Annotated in this window: 12 protein-coding genes; 4 read left to right on the forward strand and 8 right to left on the reverse strand. The window is 57.2% G+C overall.

The window, feature by feature from the left end:
• The first annotated feature begins 7 nt into the window (after positions 1–7).
• Positions 8–2,044: a potassium-transporting ATPase subunit KdpB gene (gene kdpB / locus ACPOL_RS26980; protein WP_114209795.1), complete on the forward strand. Its 2,037-nt coding sequence runs from the start codon at positions 8–10 to the stop codon at positions 2,042–2,044.
• A gap of 29 nt (positions 2,045–2,073) precedes the next feature.
• A complete protein-coding gene (kdpC, locus tag ACPOL_RS26985; protein WP_114209796.1) occupies positions 2,074–2,655 on the forward strand; it encodes a potassium-transporting ATPase subunit KdpC in 582 nt (193 codons plus the stop codon).
• A 16-nt stretch (positions 2,656–2,671) separates the two neighbouring features.
• Here kdpC and ACPOL_RS26990 read toward each other — a convergent pair whose 3' ends face one another.
• The 6 genes from ACPOL_RS26990 to pheA form a co-directional block, all read right to left on the reverse strand.
• The gene (locus ACPOL_RS26990; RefSeq protein WP_150133145.1) at positions 2,672–3,580 is read right to left on the reverse strand and encodes an NADP-dependent oxidoreductase; all 909 of its coding nucleotides are present in this window, start codon (positions 3,578–3,580) and stop codon (positions 2,672–2,674) included.
• 110 nt (positions 3,581–3,690) lie between these two features.
• The gene (locus ACPOL_RS26995; protein WP_201758981.1) at positions 3,691–5,322 is read right to left on the reverse strand and encodes an alpha-L-fucosidase; all 1,632 of its coding nucleotides are present in this window, start codon (positions 5,320–5,322) and stop codon (positions 3,691–3,693) included.
• 55 nt (positions 5,323–5,377) lie between these two features.
• Positions 5,378–8,497, reverse strand: coding sequence for a DUF3857 domain-containing protein (locus ACPOL_RS27000; RefSeq protein ID WP_161557585.1), 3,120 nt, complete (start codon positions 8,495–8,497; stop codon positions 5,378–5,380).
• Positions 8,498–8,778: 281 nt separating this feature from the next.
• Positions 8,779–10,953 carry a S53 family peptidase gene (locus ACPOL_RS27005; protein WP_114209799.1) on the reverse strand — a complete coding sequence of 725 codons (2,175 nt, stop codon included), beginning with the start codon at positions 10,951–10,953 and terminating at the stop codon, positions 8,779–8,781.
• A gap of 489 nt (positions 10,954–11,442) precedes the next feature.
• Complete coding sequence (gene lon, locus ACPOL_RS27010) at positions 11,443–13,887, reverse strand: endopeptidase La (RefSeq protein WP_114209800.1); 2,445 nt, start codon at positions 13,885–13,887, stop codon at positions 11,443–11,445.
• Positions 13,888–14,201: 314 nt separating this feature from the next.
• Positions 14,202–15,071 carry a prephenate dehydratase gene (gene pheA, locus ACPOL_RS27015; RefSeq protein ID WP_114209801.1) on the reverse strand — a complete coding sequence of 290 codons (870 nt, stop codon included), beginning with the start codon at positions 15,069–15,071 and terminating at the stop codon, positions 14,202–14,204.
• Between the two features lie 106 nt (positions 15,072–15,177).
• Here pheA and ACPOL_RS27020 point away from each other — a divergent pair, with 106 nt between their 5' ends.
• Entirely contained in the window at positions 15,178–15,330 is a 153-nt protein-coding gene (locus tag ACPOL_RS27020) for a lmo0937 family membrane protein (RefSeq protein ID WP_114209802.1), read from the forward strand.
• Between the two features lie 70 nt (positions 15,331–15,400).
• Positions 15,401–15,691, forward strand: coding sequence for a CsbD family protein (locus tag ACPOL_RS27025; RefSeq protein ID WP_114209803.1), 291 nt, complete (start codon positions 15,401–15,403; stop codon positions 15,689–15,691).
• Positions 15,692–15,835: 144 nt separating this feature from the next.
• Here ACPOL_RS27025 and ACPOL_RS27030 read toward each other — a convergent pair whose 3' ends face one another.
• Together ACPOL_RS27030 and ACPOL_RS27035 are read right to left on the reverse strand one after the other, a co-directional pair.
• The gene (locus tag ACPOL_RS27030) at positions 15,836–16,711 is read right to left on the reverse strand and encodes a UbiA-like polyprenyltransferase (protein WP_114209804.1); all 876 of its coding nucleotides are present in this window, start codon (positions 16,709–16,711) and stop codon (positions 15,836–15,838) included.
• Between the two features lie 168 nt (positions 16,712–16,879).
• On the reverse strand, positions 16,880–17,686 hold the full coding sequence (locus ACPOL_RS27035; protein WP_236657067.1) for a BON domain-containing protein: 807 nt from the start codon (positions 17,684–17,686) through the stop codon (positions 16,880–16,882).
• Positions 17,687–17,854 lie beyond the last annotated feature (168 nt).

Raw genomic sequence — 17,854 nt, forward strand, 5'->3', positions numbered from 1 at the left:
AAGGAATATGGCTACCGAAAAATTAAGCCTTTGGAATCCGGGCATTCTGCGACAGGCGTTCGTGGGCGCGTTCACGAAACTCAACCCCCGCCTGATGGTCAAGAATCCCGTCATGTTCGTCGTCGAAGTGGGCAGTGTGCTGACCACCGCGCTCTTCATCCAGGATCTGATACAGCATAAGCCAGGGATCAGCTTCAATTTGCAGATCACGCTCTGGCTGTGGTTCACAGTATTATTCGCGAACTTCGCCGAGGCTATGGCCGAGGGGCGCGGCAAGGCGCAAGCCGACACGCTCCGCAAGGCCAAAGGGGAAACAATGGCCTATCGTTTCCGCGCCGACGGCACGATCGAGGCAGTATCGAGTTCCCAGCTCCGCACCGGTGACGTGATTGAAGTCAAAGCCGGTCAGTCCATCGCAGGCGATGGCGAAGTGATCGAGGGAGTCGCCTCGGTCGATGAATCAGCGATCACCGGCGAATCGGCTCCCGTGATTCGCGAGGCTGGCGGTGATCGGTCGGCGGTGACCGGCGGCACGAGAGTGCTCTCCGATTGGGTCAAGATCAAGATCACCTCCAATCCGGGAGAGACCTTTCTGGACCGCATGATTGCGCTCGTCGAGGGCGCGGAGCGGCAGAAGACGCCGAATGAAATTGCCTTAAGCATTCTGCTTTCCGGACTTACGATCGTCTTCCTGCTCGCGGTCGCGACACTGCAGCCCTTCGCGATTTACTCGCATGCGCCGCAGACAGTCTTCGTGCTGGTCTCGCTGCTGGTCTGCCTCATTCCGACCACAATTGGAGGACTGCTGTCGGCAATCGGGATCGCGGGCATGGACCGGCTGGTGCAATATAACGTCCTGGCGATGTCCGGCCGCGCGGTAGAGGCAGCTGGGGACGTGAACACGCTGCTGCTCGACAAGACCGGCACCATCACCCTCGGCAATCGCCAAGCGACTGAATTCTTCCCCGCTCCGGAGATCAGTACCGAGCGACTCGCGGACGCAGCGCAACTCGCTTCGTTCTCCGATGAAACCCCCGAAGGTCGATCGATCGTCGTGCTCGCGAAAGAGAAGTACAACTTGCGCGGACGCGACCTGACTGGGATGCACGCCGAGTTCGTGCCTTTTACCGCACAGACCCGCATGTCCGGCATCGATCTGCCCGGAACGAAGATCCGCAAAGGCTCCGCCGACGCGATTGCAAAGTATCTCGAGTCGCTCGGCTCCTCGATGCCCCGTAAGGTGACCGACAAGGTGGAGGAGATTGCCCGTCTCGGTGGCACTCCGCTCGTCGTGGTCGAGAACAACACCGCGCTTGGCGTCGTCTACTTGAAAGACATTGTGAAGGGCGGCTTAAAAGACCGGCTGGCGCGGCTGCGCGCGATGGGCATTCGCACCATCATGATTACCGGCGACAATCCATTGACCGCGGCGGTGATCGCGCGCGAAGCCGGCGTCGACGACTTCCTCGCGGAAGCGAAGCCGAAAGACAAGATGGATCTGATTAAGCGCGAGCAGGCCAAGGGCAAGCTGGTGGCGATGACCGGCGACGGCACCAACGATGCTCCCGCCCTAGCCCAGGCCGACGTCGGAGTCGCGATGAACTCAGGGACTCAAGCCGCGAAAGAAGCGGGCAATATGGTCGACCTCGACTCCAATCCCACCAAGCTGATCGAGATCGTCGAGATCGGCAAGCAATTATTGATGACGCGAGGGGCGCTCACAACCTTCTCCATCGCCAACGACGTCGCCAAATATTTCGCCATCATTCCAGCCATGTTCGCCGGCGTGTTTCCCGTTCTCAATGCACTGAACATCATGCACTTGAAGACGCCGCACTCGGCGATTCTGTCGGCGGTCATCTTCAACGCGTTGATCATCATCGCGCTGGTGCCGCTCGCGCTCAAAGGTGTTAAGTATGAACCGAAGTCGGCGCAGGCGCTGTTGCAGCGCAATCTCCTGATCTATGGAGTTGGCGGCATCATCGTGCCGTTTCTCGGGATCAAAGTCATCGACGTCCTTCTGACCACCTTACATCTGGCTTAAGAGGAACACTGGGCCGCAAAGGAATTCACATGTTCGGATCGTCCTTAAAGATCGCCATTCGCTTTACGCTCTGCACCACACTGTTGCTTGGTCTCGCCTATCCGCTCCTGGTAACCGGCTTCGCTCAACTCGTCTTGAGACATCAAGCAAACGGCGGCCTGGTCTCTCGCGACGGTACAGTCATCGGATCGCAGCTGATTGGGCAGAATTTTTCCTCGGAAAAGTACTTCCACAGCCGTCCCTCCGCTGCCGGGAACGGCTATGACGCCAGCAACTCGAGCGGGTCGAACCTGGCTGCCTCGAGCCAGAAGCTGGTGACGCGGATCCAAGGAGATGTCGCCAAGGCCAGCACCGACAATCCGTCGCAACCGGTTCCTATCGATCTGGTGACAGCCTCTGCTTCCGGGCTCGATCCGGACATTACACCCGCGGCAGCGAATTATCAGATCCACCGTATAGCCCAGGCGAGGAAACTCAGCGACGACGCAGTCGCCAAGCTTGTCAGCACCCATATCACTCCCCGTCAATTCGGATTTCTGGGAGAGCCCCGCGTCAATGTACTTGAATTGAACCTCGCCTTGGATGAGATGTCCAAGACAACTCAGGAATAGACCTAGGCGATCACGATCAAGGGGTCAGAACTATTTTGCCACGAACGCCGCCGGCCTCTGCCAGATGGTGCGCCTCGCGAATCTCTGAAAGTTTCATGACTTTGGCAACGGGTATTTTGAGGCGGTTCGCCGCCACCTCTGCAGCTAGCTGAGAAAGCCGGGCAGCATCTGGCTGCGAGTAGACTGCTTCGGCATGGATGTCGTAATTCTTGGCCTCCTCCGGGACGCCAACAACCGACGCATAAACGGCCCCCGAGCGAAGATACTTGAAGAGCTTGGCGGCGACGGCCCCGCCGATCGTATCGGCGAAAGCATCAATCTGCTGGAACGCTGACAGGCCTTCCTCATCTTCCAGCGCGACTAGAGCCAGAGTGCCAAGTGCTTCCGCTTCGGCCATCTGGCTGGAACGAACTGCCGCAATCACCTGGCCGTGGTGCTGCATGGCCACAAAGATGGCAGTACGCCCTACACCGCCCAGGCCGCCAGTGATGATGACCGATTGACCTTGCTTGATCTTTACACCGCGCTCGATCAACTGCGCTCCTGTCAGGGTAACAAGCGGCAACGCGGCCGCCTGTTCGAAGCTTAAGCCATCAGGAATCGCCGCCACTAACTCACCCTTGACGGTCGCATATTCGGCGTAGGTGTTGTTTGCGAGCGCCAAAACCCGTTGGCCGATGTGCAATCCAGCGACACCCTCCCCCAGCTCGGCTACTTCCCCGGCAAGGTCGCGGCCAAGAATCGTTGGCAACTGCAGCGGCATTTGCGCCTTCATCGCGCCGCTTCTCAACTTAAAGTCGATTGGGTTGATGCTGGTTGCGGCGATTCGAACTAGTACCTCCCCGGCGCCAGGCTTCGGTTTTTCTACCTCTTCATAGATCAGCTGATCAACATCGCCATACGCCTTCAAAACGACTGCCTTCATAGATTGCTCCCAACTGAATTGCTTTGCGAAGAATGATGCGGTCACCAGTATTCGATGCCCGCCGGAGCCGAGGAGTCCCTCGCGCTGCGCGGCCGCCACCTGACAGCTTACTATTTCGCAAAGGTGATCTGGTAAGCATAGGCGAATTTGCCTGGCGCTTGCGCTGGAACTTTGATGTGCAGGCCGTCGGCTTTCTGCTGAAAGCTCACGGGGTCGGTTGATCCCAAGAGTGACACTGCCTCGATTGGCTTCCTTCCGGTGACTGGGTGGAGCGTATGAATCACTGCATCGCCATCGGAGGGCCAACCCAGTTCAATCGCGTACAGGGTATCCCCCTTGGTGGTGAAACGAAAATCCTCTGCGGTGAAGTTCCCTGCCGCGGTGTCGTTGAACGAACCTTCAACGACTTTGGTTGGACCCTCCCCATAAGTCGTCCACGCGCGGGTGCCGTAGATGGCATCGCCATTGACCTTGAGCCATGACCCTACCGAGAGCAAGACCTGCTGCACTTCTTCAGGGATGGTCCCGTCGGAGCGTGGTCCAATGTTCATCAGCAAGTTGCCATTCTTGCTGACGATATCAACTAACTGGTGGACGATGAACTCGGGCGACTTGAATGTATCGTGCTCGATGTAACCCCAGGACTTATTGCTCACCGAAGTATCTGTCTGCCAGTAGAGCGGGCGTATGTCGCCTAGCTGACCGCGTTCGATATCTAAGACTGCCGCATGGGAATCCATCGCATAATCTTTGTAGTTGATGACGCCGACATGGTCGCCGTACTTCAGTGAAGCATTGTAGTAGTAAGCGGCAAAGGTTGTAAGTTGATGGCGCAACCCAGGCTGACCAATCCACCAGTCGAAGTACATGATATCGGGATGATACTTCTGGACAATCTCCGCCGAGCGCGCGAGCCAGTCGTTTCCATATGCGTCCGAGAGATAAGTGAAGTCGTTCATCAGCGGAGTGTGGTCCATGTTCTCGATCCACGCGTGGGCGGGCCCATAGAAGCCGGCGTATTTCGGATCGTTGACGTCGGAGGGAAAGGTCCGGCCCATACCCAGAAAGAAGTTGTGCTCGACCCGGTGCGATGAAGCTCCCAAGTGCAGACCTTCGGCACGGACTGCCTTGGCGAGCTCGCCGCCAGTGTCGCGGTGCGGCCCCATCTTGGCAGCCGTCCAGTCGGAGAGGCCGCTGTCGTACATGGCGAAGCCGTCGTGATGCTCAAAGACGGGGACGACATACTTCGCGCCGGACTCTTTGAACAGATGGGCCCACGCGGCTGGATCGAACTTCTCCGCCTTGAACATAGGGATGAAGTCTTTGTAACCGAACTGGGTCTGCGGCCCGTAGGTCGCAACCTGATGCTTGAAGATGTCGCTTCCGGGAATATACATTTCACGCGGGTACCATTCGCTGCCATAGGCCGGCACCGAGTAGACGCCCCAATGGATGAAGATGCCAAACTTCGCGTCCTTGTACCATTCGGGAGCAGCGTACTTGTCTAGCGATTCATAGTCGGGCCGATAGGGACCATCGTGGCTGACCCGGTCGACTTCCTCCAGAACCTTCTTACGCTGTCCGTCATATTTGCTGTTTCCCGCCATCCACTGCTGGTCGAGCACCACAGGATCGGTGCCAGCGGTGGGGGCGGTCTGGGCGCTGGTGGAAGTTAAGGCGATCATCGCGAACGCGAGGGCGATGGTGGCTGCGCGGAAATGAGCTAGGAGTTTGCGTGTCATGTCACGCGCAATAGTAAACGGTTAAGTAAGCCCTGTCGAGATCACTCAGGCTCGGCTAGTCGCGGCGCACGCTTTCTGGAGGAAGCATGGTGAATTGGCAGGCCTTCGAGACATCCGAACAAGAAAGAATGCCGCGCCGGACGATCCTCGCTCCGGAGCCGGGAGGGAATGGGACATCAAAGGCTCCCTTTTTCAAGAGCGCTGTCGAGGGTCGTAGCGCTTCTTCTCCATGCAGGAATTGCACCTCCTCGACATGGCCTGGGGAGAACAAGACGAAGAGGTCCGCGGAACCCGCCTTCTTCGTTGGCAGCGAAATTTGAATCGACTGGAGGTGGCCCAGTTCTCCACTCAGCTTACTCTTCTCCACAGGAGAAAGATCGGAGAGCGCCAGCGACTTGAGACGGGTACGCGCGTCGTCAACACCATTGCTATCGGGCACGGTAGCGGATGCAATCGCGAATTGGTACGACTTGATCGCCTCTGCTTTCTTGCCTAACTTCTCGTATATCTGGCCGAGGTGGGTAGCAATGGCCGGACGTTGATCAAGCATCCATGCTGCCTGCCCGTACTTGAGGGCGTTGTTGAATTCACCCTGGCGGTAAAGGATCCAGGCCATTGTGTCCCAAGTGGCAGCAAGTCCCGCCATGTGGCGTAGATTGTCGTCGGTGATCGCGGTCAGAGTGAGCTTCGAGGTCTCTTCGTCGAGCAACCGTAAAGCTTTTTCGCAGGACGCTCTTGCCAGCGGCAACTCGACTCCGGCATTTGCTAACAAGTAAGATGCGTCGTTCAGGGTGCCTTGATCGCTCGCCGATGACAAGAGTTGGCGGAGTGTCGCTGTGCCCTTCTCTTTTTCGCCAGCCAGAAGCTCGGTGCTGCCGAGCATCACCTGTAGATTCTGTTTGCCGGGCGCCAATGCCACTGCTTCCTGGAGAATTGGCGTCGCCTCTGCAAACCGCTTCTGGCGCACCAGCAACCCAGCTAGTTGCTGGTGACCTTCTACGTCTGTGGGAGCCGCTTGCAGCAGTGCGCGGTCGGTCGCCACCGCCTCGTCTTCATGTTTTGCTCGGAATTGAATCCAGGCGAGTCCACGGTAGGCACCCAGGTTTTCCGGGTGATTCTTCAGCTCGTTCTTGTACGCCTCGATTCCCTCTTCATCGCGGTGTTGCATCAAGTCGATGTAGCCATACTCCGCCCAAACACCGGCCTCTGTAGGGTTAAGACTCTTGGCTCGGTCAAGCTTTTCTCGAGCGGCGTCATAATTATGGAGACGAATTTCAGCGGAAGCTTGCTGCACTAAGTCGGCAGCCTCAGGATTACTCGCCGCCAGGTTATCGGGCGTCTTCGCGCCTGCGCCGATCAGCTGGATGTAGGTCCCTTCATCGGCGACAACCGCTTTCTCAAATTTGATGTACTCGTCCCATTGCGCGGCGGGCAGCTCTCGGGGAATGATATGGATCACTCGATCGACGACCAGCTTGCCGTCATTTTGCGAATAGGCTGTGGAATAGCTGCCGAAGCTGGTTTGCAGTTTCACCGCCGGCGGAAGCTCCGCACGGTATTCGTGGGGAAGGACGATGGCGGTACGCAGATCGAAGTTCGCCGGGCCGCCTAGAAGGATCGTCTCCGCGGGCTTGGGATCGTCTTCGCTGTAGGCAAAGGTATAAGGCGGCATCAACGGCAGAATGCGCCGATTTGACCAATCGGCAAACTCCTTCCGCGTGTAGTCGTATGAGACTTCAAAGGGCTGCGCGAGCTTCTCGGGACTGCTGGCGTCGACGTTGCTGGTGGTTCCGGAGAATCCCGACGCGTAGGAGACATTCTGAATAAGGGTGTTCCACTGCACCCGCGGAACCTGGTGAAAGCCGATCCGGTAGAGAAGTTCGTCGTCGCCTCGGAGCGACACCTTGAAGTGTGCGTTGAGGGTGCCATCACTCGCGAGTGTTCCTTCAGCGTCAAATTTGTCGAAGGGCTCGAAGGGCGGGTTCGCCGGTGTCTTCATCAACACGGGCGTAGAGTTGTTGGGGATGCCGAGGACCTGTTTATCGCGCAGTCCGGAAAACAGCATGCGAAAAGGCGCGACTTCGGAGGTTGAGTCCATCCAGAGAACGGATTTGTTGAGGGTGACGGCGGTGATCACGTGATCGAATTGTCCGGGCGACGGAACGTTCGACTGTAGGACATGTTGCGAGCCGACCAACACCGGCCAGGCATCATACCCTGCCGCTTTCAGCAAGGACGCGAGCAGGGTGTGCTTGTCTTTGCAGTCGCCATATTGGTTCTGCATCACGTCATCGGCGGAATGCGGCTGATAGCGTCCAATGCCAAAGGCCACTCCGATGTAGCGGTACTGGGTGGAGACGTAGGTGTAGATCGCGGCTATCTTGTCTTCCTCGGTCGTTACTCCCTTCACAAGCTCATTGGCTTTGGCTTGGATGGACGGAGTTACGGCGACCCTGTCCTTCTGCAGATCGCCGTACCACCGGCCTACCTCTTCCCAGCTCTTGAAGGTCGTGACAGCGATCGATGGGGGCGGTTCAACGATGACCGGCTTCTTGGCCTTGTCGTCCGGAGCCTTGGTTTTCTCGAGCTGGGTGCTCTTCCAGCGATAGATCTTTTGGTCCCCGGTTTCGCTGATTGCCGGCTTGTTGTCGGGAGATTCCACCTGAACATACTTCTGCTTGGGAACGGTCAGCGAAACCGTCTCCTCGAGCACCACAGCATCTTTGAGAAAATTCTGCGTAAACCAGAAGTGTCCGGGAGCAGCGGGTACGGTCCTCACCTGGCGCACTTGGTATTCGAGCCGGTCGCCGACGGAGAGCGATTTGACCGGAAGCTGCTTGTTGCGAATATCACTGTAAAAGGGAGCCTGGCGAGTGACCTCGGCGGGTTGGTCCTGGGCGTCGGCGTCGGAGGTGGCGATGAGAGTTCCATCGGCTTTGCGGACGCGTACGTAAACAAAATCAAGGTGCTCGTTGCGCGATTCGTAAGGGAATTCCAGTACGCCGAATTGACGAACGGCGGCTTCGGATTGCACCTTGACCTGCACGGTGATGATGCGCTCACCGGTGCCATCGGCGGCGTAGGTAATGTCGGTCGCATACCTCTGTATGACGTAGCTTTCAGGGGAGTAGTCGAGGACGCTGCTACTTCCCGAAGCAGGCGTGGAAGCCGTCACAATTGGTGACGCTTTTTGCGGCAGTGCTGAAGGCAGAGGCAAAAAGAGGAGCAGGCAGAACGAAAGGGTCGCTCTCAGAGGCATGAGGTAAGTATGAAGGGAGTCATTAGGATATTGCAGCAGATTTCTTGAGACACAATGTTCGTGAGAAGGGCTGTCAAGTATCCTTCTCCAGTCTATTTCTCTGGCAAATATAAATCTGGACCGGCCCAATTAAGATAATCGATGTGTGCCGGATCATGAAACGATCCGGCACACATCAGGTGCAGGTTAAGGAGCTTCTACTTCGCTCCCGGCGCGAGGTCTGCGACGAGCCCGGGAAGCCATGGCACGCCCAGGCCGGTGACATTGTCGAAGCCCGCTTTGGTCAGGAGGCTCGAGTCGCCGCCCACGATCCAGCCGGTATCCTGACTATTTGGATCGGTCGGAACCATGTTGATGCCCACCCCGCCAAAGCCTATGCCATTGCCGGCATACACTTCCTCATCGATCAGGGCAAAAGGATGTTTCAGCGGGATTACATCCTGGATCGGCGCGGCTGTTCCAAGCCCTCCTACCTTCAGCTTGTAGATCGCGGGGTTCGCGAACCCGAGCAACGATTTTCCGGCCGAGAGGCGAGCGGAGTTAATCACCGCCACCACACCTGCGAAAAGCGGCGACGCAACGCTCGTTCCACCCTGGGGAAACGTGCAGTACTCAGCATTCGCGGGCTTGCTGATCGCACTGCAGCCGGGGTCCAATACTCCCGCTGTGCCCTCATACATCGTTTCTCCCTGTAAAAATCCAGTGTAAGGATCGGCAAGCATGCTGACGTCGGGCACTACCCGATTCGGCGCGCCCAGGTTGATCGATGCCGCTTCCATGGTGTTGATATGCTCCGACAGCGATGCCGGAACGATCCCCTTTTGATACGACGGCTGCGGCCAGAACAGGCTCGTGCCTCCGCCGCCGCCGCCATCAAAGAACCAGCCCTCCCAGCCCAATGCCTCAAGCTGGAACGGACCTGTCCAAAGAACGCCGTCGTAAGTGGAATCAAAATAAGTTCCCCATCCGGTTTCGATCTTGCTGCCGGCGCCATTCCTGTTGAGCAGCAGCGAGGTGCCGCCGACCGCGGTCGCCCATGGGCTGGATGCCGGCCAAGAGGTCTGTGCAATGTCGGCGCCGGGGCCGAATGCATTCCCTTGAAGGCCGTCGGCGTTGTCGCCGCTGGAGAACATGACGGTGATCCCCAGGCTGGCGGCCTCTTTCAGTTCCTGATTATCGGCATCTTCCTGCGCGGTCTCGACATCAATCTCCGGTATTCCGAAGCTACCGCTGATAACGTCCACGAGTCCGTTATCGATGGCTTGATACAAGACCTGCATCGGGATCGCGTAGTTTACGTTGCAGGCATCGCCGAGGAAAACGATGTCGGCCTGGGGCGCGATTGCGTGTGCCGCCTCGACGTCAAGCGTCGATTCAACGGCCCAGTCAGCCGTCCCACAAGAATCGTCATCGGAGGTGTTCAGTCCGGGAGGATAGATCTCCTGGAAGTTCGCATAGGTGATCTTGGGCAGGTTGAACATCGCGGAGTACTGGTTGAGGTCCTGCTTCAGTGTACTGGGCAGATATAGATCAGCCAGCCCGATGCGAATTCCCTTCCCTTCCCACTTGACCTGATCGACCCCGTAAGCCTGCCGCAGCTGGGCTGGCACATAACCGCAGTTGGTGAAGTCCACCTTTGGCGAGGTCGTGTAGACAGCGGGAGAGACCGTGCCTGCAACTGGGTTTAGGTAGTCTACGTTGCACGGGCTTCGCTGCGAGCTTCCTCCATTCACCGGAGGATCGGAATCAGGTCCGGCGTGAGCCGAGACTGCCTTGCCGGGACGATTCGTCACAAAGGCGGTGACGAACTGCTTGGTGTCTTCCAATCCGGCAATATGCAAGACCAGCGGAGCAATGCTCTTCGGAAGAGAGGGAACTTCGGCATGAGAGCGTACCGTCTTGCCATTAACGCGGTAAAGATCCTGGGTGACATGAAAGGCGCTCTTGACCTGAGCGACTGTGCCGGTGACGGTGATATAGAGACCGCCAGCGGGGGCATCCACAATCCTGAAGCCCATCTGCACCAGCTCGGTCTTCACCTTAGCCGAGTCCTCGGGAAGGGGTGAATATCTCTCGTGGAACTCTTCCGGGGTGAGGAACTTCTGATAACGGGGACTGTTTGGATTCTGTTGATCCTCGATTAACTTATCGAGATCTGCGGTGTTGCGGAACTTCAAATAAACGGCGAGCGTGACCATTTGCGAGTCAGGCGCGGAGCCAGTGCGAACAGCGTTGGTAAGCAGACGCGGTTTGCTGCCTTCAAGGTTGGTCTGAGCGAGCGCAGTAACGGCCGTAGCCGCCAAAGTGCAAACGCCGGTAAGAGCGGCTGCATGTAAAAGTGCGGTAGCTTTGCGACGAAAGCTCCTAGGCATGGATGGGAATCCTTTCGAGAAGTTGGTAGGTACAGCTTCAGACAGGGGAGGATCTCACGCGACGGCGCTGTACGGATGGAGCAAGATCGCAGATGCGGCTCTGCTGCGCACGGACGTAAGTGCCCGAAGCAATACCGTCTCCTTGATAGGCCGGCAAAGGAAATGCTGACTTGGTGATCTGCGTGTTTCCTGATTATGGAGGCGACCGATGATTCGTGCAACAACTAAATCGAGTTAGACGGGGTCAAGACACGCTACAGGTTAGGCTTTATCGGTTGAATTCGGAGGCGGCTCGTTGCCAGACAAAGTCTGAAAGGATTAACTGAATGGCTGTTTGGAGTGCAAAGGAACGAAGGCTTCCGCCGGAGAGTTCGCGGCGATCAGAGAATTTCTTGACCGCGGAAGGCAGAAGGACCGCGCGGTCTTATGGACATAAAGAAAGGCCCGCTGGTTGGCGGGCCTTTCTTTGACTTCAGCGAAGCTCAGAGCTTAAGCGTCGGCGTGAGCCAGCACTTCTTCGCGGATCTCCTCATCGTGATGCTTCTCGCCTTCGTCCTTGGGAAGCGCCACAGCAAGCACATCTTCGATACGGCTGGCGTAGTGGATGGTCACGCCGTCGATCTGGTCCGGAGTGAGGTCTTCTTCGACGTTTTGCCGGTTTTCGGCCGGCAGGATCACGTCCTTGACTCCCGCACGTTTAGCCGCGAGGAACTTCTCCTTGATACCGCCGACCGGAAGCACGTTGCCGCTGAGAGTGATCTCGCCAGTCATCGCGGTTAGCGGATGGACTGGTTTATCAGTCAACAACGAGACCAGCGTGGTGGCCATGGTGACACCGGCGGAGGGACCATCCTTGGGGATCGCGCCTGCAGGCACATGGATGTGCAGGTCAATCTCCTTGGTAAAGTCTTCATCCAGGCCGAGCATCTTTGAGTTGGAGCGGACCCAGGTCAACGCAGCCTGCATGGATTCCTGCATGACCTCGCCGATCTGACCGGTCATCGTAAAGCCACCCTTGCCCTTCATCCGGTTGGCCTCGATGAAGAGGATGTCGCCACCGGCCGGGGTCCAGGCGAGGCCGACGGCGACACCGGCACGTTGCGTGCGCTCGGCGATCTCGGTATCGACCCGAACCTTGATGCCGCCGAGGAACTCCTGAATGATCTCCTTGGTGACCACCAGCTTCTCGGGATTGCCCTCGGCGATCCGTCTGGCTTGTTTGCGGCAGACGGTGCCGATGAGCTGCTCGAGCTTGCGGACACCGGCTTCCCGGGTGTAGTGGCGCACGATGTAACCGATGCTCTCCTCGGGAAAGTCGATGTTGTCCGGCTGGATGCCGTTCTCCTTGATCTGCCGGGGTATCAGGTAGCGGAAGGCAATGTGCCGCTTCTCTTCCTCGGTGTAGCCGGAGAGGTCGATGATCTCCATACGATCGCGCAGCGGCTCGGGGATTGGATCGAGCATGTTCGCGGTGCAGATGAAGAGCACCTTCGAGAGATCAAATTGCACATCGAGATAGTTGTCCCGGAAGGTGTTGTTCTGTTCCGGATCGAGAATCTCGAGCAACGCCGAGGAGGGATCGCCGCGGAAGTCCCGGCCGAGCTTGTCGATCTCGTCGAGCATAAAGACGGGATCGTTGGTCTCGGCGCGGCGCAGGTTCTGGATGATCTGCCCCGGCAAGGCGCCAATGTAGGTACGGCGATGGCCGCGGAGTTCGGCCTCATCGTGCATGCCGCCGAGTGAAATGCGCTGGAACTTGCGTCCGAGCGAACGGGCGATCGAGCGGCCGAGCGAGGTTTTCCCGACGCCTGGAGGTCCGACAAAGCAGAGGATCGGGCCTTTCATGTCCGGCTTGAGGCGGCGGACACTCAGGTAGTCAAGGATGCGGTCCTTCACCTTCTTCAGGTCGTAGTGATCTTCGTCGAGGATCTCCTTGGCCTTGACGATGTCCACTTCCTGGCCGGAGGATTTCGCCCACGGCAGGACGGCGAGCCACTCGATGTAGTTGCGCGTGAGCGAATAGTCGGCGGCCATCGGGGACATTCTTGAAAGCCGGTTGAGTTCCTTGACGGCTTCTTTCTTGGTGTCCTCCGGCATACCCGCGTTCTCGATCTTCTGACGCAGCTCTTCGATGTCCTTCTGGCCCTCGTCCATCTCACCGAGTTCCTTTTGGATGGCCTTCAGCTGCTCGCGAAGATAATAGTCACGCTGCGACTGCTGCACCTGGTCCTGGACTTCGGACTGGATCTTGTTACGCAGTTGCTGGACTTCAAGCTCCTTGGCAAGGTGCTTGTTGATGCGCTCGAGGCGTGCGCCGACGTCCGGGGTCTCGAGCAGCTCCTGCTTATCGGTGGTTGCGAGGAACGGCAGCGACGAGGCGATGAAGTCGACCAGCCGGCCAGGCTCTTCAATATTAAGGGCGATGGTCTGGAGCTCGTCGGAGAGCGTCGGCGAGGCGGTGACGATCGCTTGGAATTCGGAGTGGACGTTGCGCAGCAGCGCTTCGAGCTCGCTCCCCTTTGCGGGCTGCACGTCGGCCACAGGCTCAATGCTGGCCGTCATGAAGGGTTCTATTTGAGAGAATTCGCCCAATTTCACACGCTCAGTGCCTTCAGTGAAGACAAAGAGGCTTTGATTGGGCATCTTCACCACTTTGTGGACGGTTGCGAGCGTACCGATGGTATGCAGATCGCTCGGCTGTGGGGAATCCATGCGGGCGTCGCGCTGGGCTACGACGACGATGGTCTTCTCTTCCCCAAGTGATTGAATTAATTGAATCGAGCTCTCGCGACCTACGGTCAGCGGCAGCACAGCATGGGGAAATAAGACGGTGTCGCGGACCGGCAAAACAGGAAGAACGCGCTGCGTCGCGCCTTCGCCACGCTTGGTGGCGGGATCGCTGGGATGTATAACACTTAGAAAATCGCTAGCCATGAGTATCCTTCTATCAAGTTATCAGATATTAGACGCAGCACATGTTCGAAAGTCGCAGCAGTTTTTGGCGCCGCTGCGCAGATGACTCCTCGCAATTTTGCCCCCAGCCCAGGTGCGTCCCTTGACTTTCATTCTTTTTGATGATACTCCCTGCCTTTTCAACCCTACAGGATGCACGACGAAACCAGGATCCTGCGGAAGGGTTATCGGCCCATGCCGCTCCGAAGTTCATCCCAAATGGACGTGACTTTTGCCCGCTAGCTCGGGAGAGCTCAAGGCGGAAAATCAATGAAGAAACATTAAGATGAGGGACGTTAATTAGTCTGATTGTCGAAATTCATGGGCGCCGAGCGATACCGTCCAAGCTCTTTTACCATCGAACAGGAACGGCGAAGCGCAGCCAGAATCGTATCGGCGCTAGCGGCTGTCGCCATCTGATAATCCACATAAAACACATATTGCCAAGGCCTACCCTGAACCGGGCGGGACTCTATCTTGGTCAGGTTGGTGCCTTCGACAGCAAAGATCCGAAGCGCTTCTACCAGGGTGCCGGGACGATTTTCCACGGTGAAGGCAAGCGAGACTTTGTCGGCCTCTCGATCGGGTCGAACCAAATCGGCGCGGCGAACCAGAAAAAACCGGGTGAAGTTGGCCGCATTGTCTTCGATATCAGCCGCAAGGATGTGCGCGCCGTAATGATCGGCCGCCTGGCGGCTGGCAATCGCTGCGGCGCTCAGCTCCCCTTTTTCGATCACCGTCTTGACGCTTCCTGCAGTATCGTAAAACGGCACCGCCAGGATCTCCGGGTGGGATTCGAGGAAGCGGCGGCACTGGGCAAGGGCGACGGGATGCGACGAGACGCGTTTGATCCTAGCGAGGGTTGCCGAGGGTAGACCGATCAGATTATGACGAATCCTTAGCTGGGACTCACTTTCAATAGCAACCTCCTCCTTGAGAAGTAGGTCGAAATGCTCGGCGACGGGACCAGCTAAAGAATTCTCTATCGGGATGACGGCGGCATCAACTGTTCCCTCCACGACCAACCGGAAGACATCGGGAGAGTGGAAGCAGGGCACGATCTGAATATCCTCGCTACCGGAATTGCCGGGTTCGAGCCCGTTCGCCATGCGGAGTGCAGCCTCATGGCTGAAGGAACCCAATTCCCCTTGAATTGCTATCTGCATTTATCAGGGTCGTCCTAATTTTCGTATCGTTGAACGGCAACCTTCGCCGTCCAGTGCGCAACATAACACAGTGTAGAGACGGAAGGAATTTCGGGGGATAGCAAAGATGCTTTGGACGATTTTTGTGGTGCTGTTGGTTCTTTGGCTGGTTGGGTTTATCGGCTTCCATGTGGTTGCCTGGTACATCCATGTTCTGCTCGTCATCGCCCTTGTGGTACTGCTGATCCAGTTGATCGGCGGTCGTCGATCGGTAGTTTGATCCGATTGGGTTGCATCCATCCAAGGCTGTACTGAACGTATCAAGAACTGCAATACGGAAAGGAGTTTTTATGAACTCAGATCAGGTTAGCGGTAAGTTCGATCAGGTAGCGGGAAAAGTAAAGCAAGGCATTGGCGAAGCGGTTGGAAATGATCGCCTTGCGAACGAGGGCGTGGCCGATCAGGTGAAGGGCTCCGCTAAGGAAGTTTGGGGCAATGCGAAAGATGCCGTCCATCAGAGTGCGGAGAATGAACGTCTTGCAGCTGAAGAGCACGCCAACAGCGCCCGCGCTGGCGTGGTCGACAAGGTGGACGCTTCGCGGGATTATGCTAACGATGTCATCTCCAGCCGGAAGCCGTAGTTTTCCGCCACATCTTCTCTAGCTATCTGCTCCGAAAGCCCTGCGCTGTGCGCGGGGCTTTCTGTTTCTCCACATCATTAGAAAAGGGATTTGGCTTAAGCCGGGGTCTGAAGTCTTTCGCGTCAGTCTTCCGCGTCGAGCGAGCTATCTTCTCAACAGCAAGTCTGCCGCCACGAAAATAAAGAAGAGAATGGAGATCACTCCATTCATGGTGAAAAACGCGGCGTTCAACCGGCGCAGGTCCTGCGGTGACACGATCAGGTGTTCGTAGAGGAGCAGGCCTCCCACGACAGCAATCCCAAACCAAGCGGCGGGTCCGAGTGAGAAGGCCCTCGCCAGGGCAATCAGTAGTCCAATCATGAGGGCATGCATGGCATGCGATACCAGGAAAGCTGCCGGTATTCCGATGGCGGCGGGAATACTGTTCAGACCGACGGTACGATCGTGCTGAAAATCCTGGCATGCATACAGTACGTCGAATCCGGCACCCCAGAAGAGTACCGCGGCGGTCAGGATGAGGATCCTGGGATCGAGGTTCCCGCGTACCGCAACCCAGGCTGCCGAAGGCGCTATGCCCATCGCCAGGCCCAGAAACACGTGGGACCAGCGGGTAAACCGCTTGGTGTAGGAGTAGCTGAGAACAATAGCCAGCGCGATTGGCGACAGGAGTAAGCTGGCTCGATTGAGCTGGGCCGCGCCGAGGATGAAAACCGCGGCACTCACCAGCGTAAACCCACCGACGAAACCGCGACTCAGCAGACCGGCGGGAATCGCGCGACCAGCGGTGCGCGGATTGGCCGCGTCGATAGCGGCATCCGCCCAACGATTAAAAGCCATCGCCGCGGAGCGCGCCGACACCATGCAGACAATGATCCACAGCAGCTTGACGAGCGGCGGCCAACCACCCGCAGCGAGCATCGCCCCCACCATGGCAAAAGGCAGCACAAAGATAGAGTGCTCCCACTTGATCATTTCGAGTGTGGTCCCAATTTTTCTGAAGAAACCCAATTCAACCCACATTTCTAGGCAAAATGACGGCGGAGCGCCGGCGGTTGCTGCACATAGGCAAGAGGAATGTCCTCTCGTCCTCTCGGCACTCACCTAGTATCTAGTCTATCGGGAGACACCAGAGGCAAAAAGCCCCCGCTTCAATCGCATGAAGCGGGGGCCCTTAAAGCGTCTTTCAGATTACTTGTTTTCAGCAGGCTGGCCGGCTACCTGGAGTTCGTTTTTTACACTGAATACTCCGGGAACTCCATTGGCGCGAATGCCTGCGGCATCCTTGTCGGCCTTACTATCGACTACGCCGAACAAGGTTACGTTCCCATTCTGCACGGAAATGCGGATTGGCTTCGCCGGGTCGATGGCGTACTTGTTCAGCGAGGGGAATCCATAAACAGCGCGGAACACCGCGAGCCGAATACGATCGTCCATCGGCGAAACCGGATCTACCTGAATCTCATCAACCACGTCCTTGACGCCAGGTGTGTAAGAAGCGTCGGCGACTGCTGAGGACTTGTCGACCGGCCCATACGCCGTTCCCGATAGCGTGACCACACCATTTTGAACATTGACCCCGATCGCATTGAAGGCGGTTGTGCCGTAGCCGACCCGGTCATAAGAGATCTTCTTGATGATTGTCTGCTGAAGCTCTTGATCGGAAACCTGGGTTTCCCCGGAGCCCACCTCGATGTCATTCCGGACTGCCGCAACATCCTTAATGCGGCGCACTCGCTTGTCGGCCTCCTCCTTATCGGCGAAGACCTTTACGCTTCCCGTCAGATCGACTACGCCATTGCTCACCGTCGACTGAACACCCGAAAACTGTTTCTTGTTTAAGGCTTTCGTTACTTCGGCTTGAATTTTCGCGTCGTTCGCATTCGACGTTTGTGCAATAACCGAGATAGCGGATCCCATGGATAGTAGAGACGCCACGATCATCAACGCACTTAGCTTCGAAGATTCAGCAAACTTCCCTTTCGACAGCTTATTCATTGAAATTCTCCTTGATCTTTCATCGGTGAATCAATTTCAGGGCCGCCTGAATAACAAGTCCGTGCCACCTGCATTCCCTATGACTCTTGGCAGCGCAGACATTTGCCGCATATATAGACACCAAATCGTTAGATTGGATGCCCGTCCCCGCACAGCCACATGAAATTT

The sequence above is a fragment of the Acidisarcina polymorpha genome (genome assembly GCF_003330725.1).
Classification (GTDB): Bacteria; Acidobacteriota; Terriglobia; order Terriglobales; family Acidobacteriaceae; genus Acidisarcina; species Acidisarcina polymorpha.